This is a genomic window from Streptomyces sp. NPDC027189, assembly GCF_055566975.1.
This window is the reverse complement of record NZ_JBVHRI010000009.1, coordinates 311,339-322,696: the sequence shown is the minus strand read 5'-3', so window position 1 is coordinate 322,696 and position 11,358 is coordinate 311,339. Positions and strand designations below refer to the sequence as shown.

The 11,358-nt window shown below is 70.0% G+C and carries 10 protein-coding genes; 2 read left to right on the top strand and 8 right to left on the bottom strand.

What is annotated here, in order from left to right:
- Positions 1-295: 295 nt before the first annotated feature.
- The 7 genes from ACZ4RZ_RS24020 to ACZ4RZ_RS23990 all read right to left on the bottom strand — a co-directional run bounded on the left by ACZ4RZ_RS24020 (position 296) and on the right by ACZ4RZ_RS23990 (position 7,989).
- Positions 296-1,003 carry a hypothetical protein gene (locus ACZ4RZ_RS24020; protein ID WP_467747385.1) on the bottom strand — a complete coding sequence of 236 codons (708 nt, stop codon included), beginning with the start codon at positions 1,001-1,003 and terminating at the stop codon, positions 296-298.
- A gap of 136 nt (positions 1,004-1,139) precedes the next feature.
- The gene (locus ACZ4RZ_RS24015; protein WP_467747383.1) at positions 1,140-1,418 is read right to left on the bottom strand and encodes an SsgA family sporulation/cell division regulator; all 279 of its coding nucleotides are present in this window, start codon (positions 1,416-1,418) and stop codon (positions 1,140-1,142) included.
- Positions 1,419-1,491: 73 nt separating this feature from the next.
- Entirely contained in the window at positions 1,492-2,109 is a 618-nt protein-coding gene (locus ACZ4RZ_RS24010; protein WP_467747381.1) for a malonic semialdehyde reductase, read from the bottom strand.
- 154 nt (positions 2,110-2,263) lie between these two features.
- A complete protein-coding gene (locus tag ACZ4RZ_RS24005; protein WP_467747380.1) occupies positions 2,264-4,282 on the bottom strand; it encodes an acetoacetate--CoA ligase in 2,019 nt (672 codons plus the stop codon).
- Between the two features lie 16 nt (positions 4,283-4,298).
- On the bottom strand, positions 4,299-5,912 hold the full coding sequence (mhpA, locus tag ACZ4RZ_RS24000; protein WP_467747378.1) for a bifunctional 3-(3-hydroxy-phenyl)propionate/3-hydroxycinnamic acid hydroxylase MhpA: 1,614 nt from the start codon (positions 5,910-5,912) through the stop codon (positions 4,299-4,301).
- Positions 5,909-6,847, bottom strand: coding sequence for a fumarylacetoacetate hydrolase family protein (locus tag ACZ4RZ_RS23995; RefSeq protein WP_467747377.1), 939 nt, complete (start codon positions 6,845-6,847; stop codon positions 5,909-5,911). The genes mhpA and ACZ4RZ_RS23995 overlap by 4 nt, the downstream gene beginning before the upstream one ends.
- Entirely contained in the window at positions 6,844-7,989 is a 1,146-nt protein-coding gene (locus tag ACZ4RZ_RS23990) for a VOC family protein (RefSeq protein ID WP_467747375.1), read from the bottom strand. Before ACZ4RZ_RS23990 ends, ACZ4RZ_RS23995 begins: the two co-directional genes overlap by 4 nt.
- Positions 7,990-8,126: 137 nt before the next feature.
- On the opposite strand from ACZ4RZ_RS23990, the gene ACZ4RZ_RS23985 reads away from it, so the two are divergent.
- Both ACZ4RZ_RS23985 and ACZ4RZ_RS23980 read left to right on the top strand, forming a co-directional pair.
- Positions 8,127-8,762 (top strand): TetR/AcrR family transcriptional regulator, encoded by a 636-nt coding sequence (locus ACZ4RZ_RS23985; protein WP_467747373.1) that lies wholly within the window; start codon positions 8,127-8,129, stop codon positions 8,760-8,762.
- A gap of 313 nt (positions 8,763-9,075) precedes the next feature.
- Positions 9,076-9,732 (top strand): TetR/AcrR family transcriptional regulator, encoded by a 657-nt coding sequence (locus ACZ4RZ_RS23980; protein WP_467747371.1) that lies wholly within the window; start codon positions 9,076-9,078, stop codon positions 9,730-9,732.
- A 561-nt stretch (positions 9,733-10,293) separates the two neighbouring features.
- Here the strand turns inward: ACZ4RZ_RS23980 and ACZ4RZ_RS23975 are convergent.
- Positions 10,294-11,340, bottom strand: coding sequence for a zinc-binding dehydrogenase (locus tag ACZ4RZ_RS23975; RefSeq protein ID WP_467747369.1), 1,047 nt, complete (start codon positions 11,338-11,340; stop codon positions 10,294-10,296).
- Positions 11,341-11,358 lie beyond the last annotated feature (18 nt).

Here is an 11,358-nt window from a genome sequence, read left to right as displayed (position 1 = left end):
GAGCCACTGATGGCAGACGAAATGAAGCCTCACCCGACACCCCTGGGGGTTGAACCATACGAAGGGCTCGACCACCCATGTGGAGGGTAGGGACGGAATGCGGTGGGCAGGGGCTGCTCCGGCCCTTCGGTGATCGTTTCCCGCGAACATGTAGATCGTTTCCCACCGCCATGGTGAGCCGCTCGTACGAGCTCGTTACCGAAACCTTCGGTATCGCCCTCTCGGCCACTTCCATGACCGGCTCCGACGGCAGCGGGCAGGCCGCCGACACGTTCGCCTGGAACATCTTCCCGACCTATCGGTCCGTACCGGCGTTGCCCTCGCCGTTCGAAGAGTCTCGCCGCTTGGTCTCGCCCTCTGCGGATGGGTCCTTCTCCTGCCCCTCCAACAGCTCCAGGAGCGCAGCGTCTGCCTTTTTCTGGTCTTCCTTCGTCAGTTCGAGAGGTGCGTTGTTGTAGACGGTGTACCGGTCGGGATAAATGATGTTGGTGGTCCTCAAGGTGAACGTCAGAAGCGAGCGCCAACCCTTGCGATGGCCAACCCTCACTTGGATTCGGACCTTGTAGTCACGGGCCTCCGGGACCAACCCAGAAAACGGTGCCTCGAACTCGATGAAGAGTTGTTGCGCCTCTCTGCCGGCCACAACGAATCCGGCCGGCAACTTCGGTTCCTCGTCCGGCCCGGGTTGGAGACGGGATGGTGAAGACGTCCACAGGAGTGGCAGATGAGAGGCGGGCTCATCGGGGAAGCTCAGCATGAGATCCTGCACGACTATCGGCTTGGCACCGGTGTTGTGAAGGACGAGCGGAAGCCGCAGGCGAACCATGGAGCCGTGGCAAATCGCCGCAAAGGAATGAGGCTCCCACGTCTCCAGGCGCCCCTGTCTGGCGTTGAGCCACCAGAATGAGGCGACGGTGAAGACCAGTGCACTGACCGCCACAACGCTGGTAGCAGAAAGCGATGAGAACGCATTCTGATCAGCAGCGGCCGTCAGCGGAAGCACAATTTCAGTGTGCCAGCCTCAGGGTGGGCACGCTAAACGTCGCCCATGGGGCAACGGCAGCTGGTCAGGGCGGTCTCGGCCCGCAACGGACGTTTGCTGCAATCACAGCCAGAGCCTGGTTCCGGGCAGGAAAACCTCAGCCTTCGGCGAGGAGGTGCCTCAGCAGCGCGTCCGAGTCGATGTGCTCCGACTCGGATCCTCTGCGCACGAGTGTCTCTGTCTCCTGCGGGAACCTTCTGATGTCCTGCGCCGGAGCTTCGAGCAACGCCACACCATCCGGCGGCTTGAGGACGATGTACACAGCACCGCGGTCCCGCTCGCCGGCCGGCCAGATCCGGACGTCCCCCTCGCCGACGGGGCCTTTCAGACCGTCGATCAGCAGATCAGGAGAGCACCGGCGCCCACGGCATGGCACCCCTCACCTCTACGCCGACCGCTCTCGGGTGCTCGGACTTCGGATCCCGCGCGACCAGGCGGCGGCAGTGCCGTCAGGCATAGGCGACGGCGTCCTCGACGGGCACGCGGGGCAGCCGCGGGAACCACGGGTCGGCACCGGGGTGACCGATGTTGACCACCAGATGCGAACGCCAGCTGGTACCGGCGAAGAACTCCTCGTTCACGCCGGCCTTGTTGAAGCCCGCCATGGGACCGGCCGCGAGCCCCGCCGCGCGTACCGCGAGGAGGAAGACCCCGGTCTGCAGTGCCGAGTTGTAGGCAGCGATGCTCTCGCGCGTCTCGGTCTGGTTGGCGAACGCCGCTCGCAGCATGTCACCGCGGGCCGGGAAGACGGTCGGCATCTGCTCGTGGAAGTCGACGTCGTACGCCAGGATCGCCACGGCCGGCGCACTGAGCGTCTTGGCCCTGTTGCCCTCGTCGAGATGCCGGACCAGTCGCTCCTTGCCCTCGCGGGTGCGCACGAAGAGCACCCGCAGAGGCTGACCGTTGGCGGCGCTCGGCGACCAGCGGGCGAGTTCCCAGATCATGGCGAGTTCGTCATCGGCAACGGCCACCTCGGCGAAGGTGTTCACGGTGCGGGCCTCGGTGAACAGCAGCTTTCGCCCGGCGTCGTCAAGGTCATCGAGGGCCTGCGGTTCGCGGTCGGTCATGATCACGGTTTCTCTCTTACTTCGGTTGTGCGGATGGTGTGGTGCCGGGGCGGGTCGACCGCCCCGGCACCACGCGGTGGGGACGGGGTTTGCGGAGCCGGGCGGGCCACAAGGACCCGGTGCTGTCACGTGGGCCTGTGGCCCCTGGCCGACGTCATATGTGGTGTGCTGACCGCTTGCTCCGCTCCGCGCCCAGGCGGGCGAAGTAGGCGATCAGTTCGGGGTTGTCGACCGCCGCGGCGTTCAGGACCTGCTCGGCGGGGGCGCCCTGGAGCAGGCGCTTGACGGGAACCTCGAGTTTTTTGCCGGTTCTCGTGTGCGGGAGGGCCGGTACGGCGAGGATCTCGTCGGGGACGTGGCGGGGTGAGGCGCCGGTGCGAATCGCGTCGCGGATTCGGTCGCGCAGGGAATCGTCCAGGCCGACCCCGTCGGCGAGGACCACGAAGAGCGGCATCCAGTAGCCGCCGTCGGGTTCCTCCGCGCCGATGACGAGGGCCTCGGTGATCTCGGGGAGGCGTTCGACGACGTCGTGGATGTCGGCACTGCCCAGGCGCACGCCGTTGCGGTTGAGGGTGGCGTCGGAGCGGCCGTGGACGATCACCGAGCCGTGCGAGGTCAGCGTGATCCAGTCGCCGTGCCGCCACACGCCCGGGTAGGCGTCGAAATAGGCGTCGCGGTAGCGGCTGCCGTCGGGGTCGTTCCAGAAGTGCAGCGGCATGGACGGCATGGGCCGGGTGACGACCAGTTCGCCGACCTGGTCGAGGACAGGGGTGCCCGTCGCGTCGTAGGCGGCCAGCGCCACGCCCAGGCTGGGGGCGGACAGCTCCCCCGCCCAGACGGGGGTCGTGGAGGCGCTGCCGGCGAAGCCGGAGACGACGTCCGTGCCGCCGCTGGTGGAGGCCAGCTGGACGCCGGCGCCCACGTGGTCGCGGACCCAGGGGTAGGCGGAGGCGGGCAGAGCGGAGCCGGTGGAGCCGACGACGCGGATGGCCGACAGGTCGTGTGCGGAGGGTTCGATGCCCAGCTTGGTCATGGCCAGCAGGTACTGGGGGCTGGTGCCGAACACGGTGACCTTGTGGCGGGCCGCCAGCTCCCACAGGATGTCCGGTCGCGCAAGCGGTGCGGGGCTGCCGTCATACGTGCAGGTGGTGGCACCGGTCAGCAGGGTGGAGACGACCAGGTTCCACATCATCCAGTGGGTCGTGGTGTACCACAGCAGGCGGTCCCCGGTGCCCAGATCGGTGTGCAGGCCAAGGGTCTTGAGGTGCTCGAGCAGCACCCCACCGTGCCCGTGGACGATGCCCTTGGGCAGGCCGGTGGTGCCGGAGGAGAAGACGACCCACAGGGGGTGGTCGAACGGCACCGGGGCGATGGTGAGGTACTCGACGCGGGTGGCCGCGTCCTCCCAGGGCACCGTCAGCCCCGAGTGGCCGCCCTCGGGCCAGGCGAGGCCCACGTGGTCCACGAGCACCGTGGCCTTCAGCGTCGGCAGGGCGGCGGCCAGTTCGAACGAGGCGGCACGGCGGTCGTGTGTGGTGCCGTTGAAAAGGTAGCCGTCCGCGGTGATGAGTACCGCGGGTTCGAGCTGGGCGAAGCGGTCGGCGGCGGCCTTGGGTGCGTAGTCCTGGCCACATACCGACCACACTGCGCCCAGGCTTGCGGCGGCGAGGAAGGCGATGACGGCGTGGGGGGTGTTGGGCAGATAGCCCACCACCCGGTCGCCCTGTCCGACGCCCAGGTCGCGCAGGCTGGCTGCGACGGAGGCGACTCGGGCGCGCAGCTCCCGGCCCGTGATCTCGTAGCCGGATCCGGTCTCGTCCAGGGCGGTGATGGCGGGAGCGTCCGGCTGCAGGTTGCGCAGCGCGTGGTGGGCGTAGTTGAGGGTGGCACCGGGGAACCAGCGGGCGCCGGGCATGGTCTCCTCGGCCAGCACCCGCTCGTACGGAGTCGTCGCCTCGATGTCGAAGTACTCCCACACCGCGGCCCAGAACCCTTCCAGGTCGGTGACGGACCAGCGGTACAGGGCTTGGTAGTCGGTGGGGTCCTGGATCCCTTCGGCGCCCTGGTGCCGGGCCGCCCATCGTGCGAAGTCCGCGATGCGGCTGCGGGCGGCCGTCTTCGGGGCGGGGGTGAAGAAGGGTTCCGGGTACGGCGTGGAGTGCGGGCTGGTCATGGTGTGGTGTTCCTCGTCAGGGGACGGGCCGGACATCGGCGGTATGGCGGGCCGTGTGCAGCAGGGGAGCCCAGGCGGCGGTGTCCGTGAAGTCGCCGGTGCCGGCGGGGACGGTGTCCATCACGACGCGGTCGGGACGCAGCAGGACGGCGTCCGACCGGCCGCGTGCCAGCCAGGCGGCCATGGTGCCGTCGTCGCTCAGGTCGTCGACGTGGATCGTCGGGGCGCCCAGTGCCGACGCCACGGCAGTCATCCGCGCCGTGGGCGGCACAGCGGTCAGGACGGCGAAGGAGTCCCCGAGGACGTCATCGAGGCGCACTTGCCTGCCGTCGTGCCGTACCCAGGGCTGCGGGCAGAAGGTGCCGGCCAGCACGCGGCCGGTCAGCCTGGGGCGGCGCCGTACGAGTGGACCGGCGGTCAGGGCGGGGCTGAGGTCACGGCTCACCGCCGCGGTCACACCGGGGATGCGACAGGCCGTGCCCACGACGGCCCGGCGGAGCGCCGCACCGCGGTCCTGCCCGCCGGTCATGGCCCAGCCGACGGCGACCGCGATCCGGATCACATGGCGGGCGTGCGGCTTGCGCTCGCGTTCGTAGGTGTCCAACAGCCCCTCGTGCGCGCCCTGTTGGAGGACGCGGGCGAGTTTCCAGGTGAGGTTGTGGGCGTCGCGCAGGCCCGCGCACAGACCCTGGCCGACGAAGGGCGGGGTGAGATGGGCGGCATCGCCCAGCAGGAAGACGCGCCCCCGGCGCCACCGGTCGGCGAGGCGGGCCCGGAAGGTGTACTGGGCCTGCCGGATCACCTCGAAGTCGTCGCCCGGCGAGGCGTCGGGCGGCAGGTCCACCCAGGGGGCGACCAGCTCGCGCAGGCGCTCCCATCCGTCCGGGCCGTCCAGGGGCTGATCGTCGGCCAGCCGGAACTCCCAGCGGTAGCGGTCCTCGCCGACGCGCATGAAGGTGGACGGCCGGGTGGGGCAGCAGATCTGCTCGACGCCTTCCCAGGTGCGCACCGGGCGGCTGGTGCGCACGTCGATGACCCGCCAGCTCTCTTCGAAGTGCAGGTCCTCCCAGAGGGTGCCGATCGCGTCGCGGGTGAGGCTGCCCGCACCGTCGCAGCCGAGGACGGCATCGGCCCACAGGTGCTCCTCCTCGTCGCTGCCGTCGCGGCGGAAGGTGACCCGGACCGGACCCGTGGGATCGTTCGACCCGTCGCTGTCCTGGGTGACGGACACGACCTCCACCCCGCCCCACAGCTCGCACTCGGGGCGGCGCGCCAGGGCGTCGCGCAGCAGGCGTTCCAGCTCGGGCTGGTCGAACATGCTGGTCTGCGGGAAGCCGTGGTGCCCGCGCAGGGACCGCGGGAATTCGGCGATCATGCGGCGCCGGGCGTCCAGCAGCCGCAGCCCGCGCGCCGGGCGGGCGAGGGCGGCGAACTCCTCGTGGACACCGACACTCTGCAGGATCCGGCGGATCTCGTCGTCCACGACGACGGCGCGCGGCTGGGGGTAGATGTCCCGGTGGCGTTCGAGGAGCAAGCTGCGCACTCCGTGCCGGGCGAGCAGGAGGGCGGCCGTGACCCCGACGGGTCCGGCACCGATGATCACCACCGGTCTCCGGGATGCGGCCTTCATGGTGCGTCCGTAACGGGGGTCCGCTGCTCGCCGAGGTCGATCTGCTCGTCGGGGGTGGCGATCGTGGCGGTGACGAGGTCACCGTCGCGCAGGTAGAGGGGGTTCTTGGCTTGGCCCTTGAAGAACGCCTTCCACCTCACCGCGGGCGGCAGCAAAGCACTGATCTTCGCGACCGGCTTGGGCGGGGCCTTGAGGGCGGTGCCGCCGGGGGTGCCGGTCAGCAACAGGTCGCCCGGGTCGAGGGTCTGGAAGCGGGCGAGCAGGGTGAGCGCCTGTGCGGGCCTTACGATCATGTCGGCGAGCGTGCGGTCCTGGCGCGGTACGCCGTTGACCGACAGCCGCAGCCGCAGGTTGAGCAGTTGGTCGAAGTCCTCGGGCTCCAACAGGGCCAGGTACGGCCCCGTCGGCGTGAAGGTCGGGTAGGACTTGCTCTCGTAGAACTGGGTCTTGGTCAGCTGGACGTCGCGGGCGCTGACGTCGTTGGTCAGGACGAGCCCGGCGACGTAGCGCGGCAGGTCCCGCTCCTCGACGACGGTGCCCACGGGCAGGGGGGCGCCCATGACGAGGCCGAGTTCCACCTCGTAGTCGAGGAACTTCACATGCGCGGGGCGGACGATCTTCTCGTGCGGGCCGCTGACCGACCCGGACGCCTTGCGGAAGAAGGTGGGCGGGATGTCGCCGGTGAAGCCCGAATCGCGGGCGTGGCTGCGGTAGTTGACCATCTGGGCGACCACCCGGCAGGGGGTGGTGACCGGAGGCAGCGCCACCAGGTCGGCGACGGGCGTCCCGCTCTCGGCGGAGGCGGCGGCTTCGCGGACCGCGTCCCGGTCGGCGAGCAGCTCGGCAGTGGTTACGGCCTTGGTCTCGATGCGGACGGCGCGCTCGGCGCGTACGACCCACCAGCCGTCGGCGGTGCGCAGAACATTGGTGCTCATGAGCTCATCGCTTTCATCAGGCCCAGCAGGCGTGCGGGGTCGAGTTCGTTGTCGTCGCGCAGGGCCGCAATGACCTCGCGCAGCTTGGCGGGGGACGGCTTGGCGCCCAGGAAGTCGCGGGTGACCGGCGGGCCCCACTGGGCCAGGCCGCTCGCCGACATCGGTGCCCAGCCGGGCTCCAGGTCGCAGGAGAAGAGGTCGCCGTCGGCGAAGTGCTCCAGCATGAAGTGGTCGGGGTCGCGCCAGTAGTCGAACAGCTGGCTGCCCTGGATGTGCCGGCCGATGCCCCAGCTGCGCTTGTAGCCGCGCTCGGCCAGGTACTCCCCACCGGCGGCGATCGCGTCGAGGTCGGTGACCTGGTAGGCCGAGTGGACGTAGCCGGTTCCGGGCCCCAGGTGCAGGGCCAGCGTGTGGTGATCGACGGCCACGCTCCCCTGGTCGCACCGGATGAACGCCATCGTCGGCCCGCGCCCGCGCTGCCCGTCCAGGAACAGGAAGTCGGACACGATCATCCCGAGGGTGTCCAGGTACCAGTCCAGGGTGCGGGCGAACACCCTTGTTTCCAGCACCACATGGCCCAGCCGCTGGATACGGGACGGCTCACAGGGCGGACGCTGGGTGGCGTTCGTACGACGGGGTTCGGTGCCGAAGTTGAGGATCAGCGGCTGCTGCTCGGGCAGCGCGGGCAGCTGCTCGGCGCAGTACACGACCCGGACCGTCAGGCCCGAGGGATCGAGCAGGGCGACCGACTGCCCACCGCCCGGTACGCCGATGTCCCGGACGGTACTGCCGGTGGCGCGGGCCAGCCGGTCGAGGTCGGCCCGCTCGGCCGCGCGGAACGCCGGCCCGATGAACCGGGACGTACGCCCACGCCGGATGACCACGCAGGGTGAGCCCGCGAAGGTGCCACGAAGCCACAGCTCTCCCTCGGTGCGGGCGGCGATCGCGAACCCGAAGTCACGCGCGAACACCTCGGCCCGGTCCAGGTCCGGCTTCTCGAACTCCAGCCAGGCCAGATCCGCCACCTTGATCACGGGATTCCGGGAACGTCCGGGGTGCTCTCCGCGCAGGGCGCCCTGCTCACTGTGAAGGTCTTGGTGGGGCGTCTGGGGATCGGCCCTGTTAACAGGGGTGTGGGACATGGTGTCCTCCAAGCAACACTGCTGTAATGAGGAAATCATCAACTTTGCGGTAACCCATCGTCAATAGGGTGAGGCCAAATAATTGATGATCTCATCAGTAATGGCAGACTCATCGCGACGGTTGTTACACTCGCCGTATGCCGACGTCAGCCCCGCCCAAGAACCGCTTCGAGCGGCGCCGCGCCGAGACCCGTCAGGCGCTCGTCCGTGCGGCCCGGCAGATCCTCGCGGAGACCGGGGACACCAGCGCCAGCATCCAGGCCATCGCCGAGCGCGCGGACGTCGGCTTCGGCTCCTTCTACAACCACTTCGAGTCCAAGACGGAGCTCTTCGACGCCGCGGTGACGGACGCCTTGGAGGAGTTCGGTCAGGCCATCGACGAGCGTGTCGAAGGGATCGAGGACCCGGCCGAACTCGTCGCGGCGGGCTTCCGGCTCACCGCCCGGATGGCCGACTCCCACCCTGAACTCATGCGGATCCTGCGTGACCGCGGTCTGGCCTACATCCACTCCGACCGCGGCCTGTCCCCGCGAGCCCTGCGCGACCTGGAGATCGGCATCGCCTCGGGCCGCTTCACCTGCGGCAACGCGACCACCGCCCTGTCCGCCGTGGGCGGCACCCTGTTGTCCCTCGTGGCGCTGCGACTGGCCCGCCCGGACCTCGACGGCGACGAGACCGCCTCGGACCTGGCCGAGATGGTCCTGCGCATGCTGGGCGTCCCCGCCGACGACGCCCATGAGGTCACCCGGCGCGCCCTGCCCGACCTCACCTGATTCCCCGCCCGGGGCGGCCTCTGGACGACTCGCCAGAGCGAGGCTGCGGCGGACCGGGGCGCCGATCTTGTCTGCCGGCCGGCACATTGCGTCGGCGCCGTCGGCGAGCGGGATGCGGTCGGAGATGGAGGGGGCGAGGTCGAGACGGCCGACTGCGGTCAGCTGCGAACTCGGTGACGGACTCGGGAGTGCCGCCGTAGTGGCCGCGCACCTGCTTGCACAGGTAGTTGAAGGTCAGGCCCTCGGCCGCCGTTGCAGCGGCGACAAGTTTCCATACACTGTACGGAACTGCTCCACTGGTACCATACGACGTATGGAAAAGCAAAGGAAGGCCCCCCGGGGGACCAGGAAGAGGGACGTCCCGCTCACCAAGGACGGCATCTACGCCATGGCGCTGCAGCTCATCGACGCCGACGGGGTCGAGGCGCTCAGCATGCGCAAACTCGCGACCGCGCTGGATGCGAACCCGATGTCGCTGTACCACCACGTGCCGAACAAGGACGCCGTGCTGCGTGGCCTGGCCGAGCGCGTCGGCTCGCAGTTCCGCACGGGGGAGCGGGAGGACCTCCCCTGGCAGGACCGCCTCCGCCAACTGGCTCTGGACTTCCGTAAACTGTCGCACCGCCATCCGAAACTGATGGCGTACTCCTTCGCGCGAGCCGACTACGTCCAGCCGGAGGACCCCATGTGGCAGGCCCTCATCGGCATCCTGTCTGCCGCGGAACTGCCGCCCTCGGAGATTCCGCGCGTCGCTGCCTCCCTGTGCGCGGTTTTCACGGGGCTGCTGATGAGCGAACTGACCGGAGCGCTGCAGCGGTGGACCACCCTGCCGCCAGCACCAGCCGGCCTCGACGGGGAAGACGCCCCCGCACCCGCGAAAGACGTGATCGACGCGATGTTCAACTGTGCGCTGGACGCCACGATCGTCGGCTTGGAGAGCCACATCGCGCGAACCCGCGAGGAGCCGTGACGGAGGGGAGCGGCTGCCGTGGGCTCGGCTGACGCACACTTCGTCGCTGCCTCAGTGACTGCGCGCCGAGGCGGCGAAGGGGCGGACGTCGGAACACCGTTCATGCCCCTCTGACTCACGCAGAACGTCCCGCGCGCGGGGCGCAGCCACCTGTGGTGCTACGCCGGCGGCGACGAGGAGCGCGGTCGCCGCAGCTTCGCCCGTGGGATCCGCCCAGGTGGACGTGGCGTTCCTCTCGGCGAGGGCCGGCATCAGTGCCGCGCCATCGCCTCCAGCGGGTCGGCACCGCATGACTCCCATCTCCACTTCGGTTCATGTGCGCGCCGCTACAGAGGGCGCCGGGTTCTGGCACCCGGCTACGAGTCGGCGGCAGCGGGGTTCCCCGGCCCGCGGCGGGAGGAGCCCGCTCGGCGCCGCGCCCCTGACCGACCTCCGCTGGCCCGGAGTCGGCGCGTGCCGGGCCGGCAGATACCGGAAAGCCGTGGGCGCCGGTACTCCCTCAAGCACCGGCGCCCACTCACCCCTGCCCGAGGTGGCTTCTGGACGACTCCTCAGGAGTCGTCAGGGGACGAGGATGAGGCGGATCGGGTCGCCGATCTTGTTCTCCAGCCGGTGGACGGCGTCGGCGGCGTCGGCGAGCGGGATGTGGTCCGTGATGGAGGGGGCGAGGTCGAGGCGGCCGGCTGCGGTCAGCTGCACGAGCTCGGTGACGGACTCGGGGGTGCCGCCGTAGTGGCCGCGCACCTGCTTGCCCAGGTAGTTGAAAGTCAGGCCCTCGCTGATGGTGATCGGCCTGGGGCTGATGCCGACCAGGATGAGGACTCCGTTCAGGCCGAGCACGGCGGCGGCCTGCTCACGGACCGCCGGCACGCCGGCGCAGTCGAAGGCGAAGTCCAGGCCCCGTCCGCCGGTGGCCGCGCGGACCTGGTCGGCGAAGTCGTCGGCGGCCGGGTCCAGGGCGAAATCCGCACCGAAGGCGAGGGCGCGCTCCCGGGCGCTGGGAAGCGGGTCGACTGCGATGACGGGCGCGGCGCCGGCCAGGCGGGCGACACGGACGTTGTGGGCGCCGACTCCGCCCACGCCCCAGATGCCGACGGACTGGGCGGGTCGGACGCCTGCGGTGGTGACGACGGCGGCGTAGGGGGTGGAGACCGCGTCGGGGATGATCGCGGCCTGGTCGAAGGGGAGGCTGTCGGGGATGGGGATGAGGGTGTCCTCGCGGGCGAGGGTGTACTGGGCCCAGCCGCCGTCGTAGTCGATGCCGGCGGTGAGCATCTGGGTGCAGGGGCGGCGGCGCACGCAGCCGGCGCACTGGCCGCAGGTCTTGCCGGCCTCCAGGGTGACGCGGGTGCCGACGGTCAGGCCGCGCTTGAGGTCGGGGCCGAGGGTGTGGATGACGCCCGAAACCTCGTGGCCGACGGTGACCACGTCGGAGGTGGCGAACAGCGGAACGAGGGAGCCGTCGATCAGGTGGACGTCCGAAAGGCAGACGCCGGCGGCCTTCACCTCGATGAGGACCTCGCCCGGGCCCGGCACGGGGACGGGGACCTCCTCCACGACGAACTTCTTGCTGTCCAGGTGGAAGCGTCCGGCGAGCATGGTGTCCATGGTGATCTTCCTTCTGTG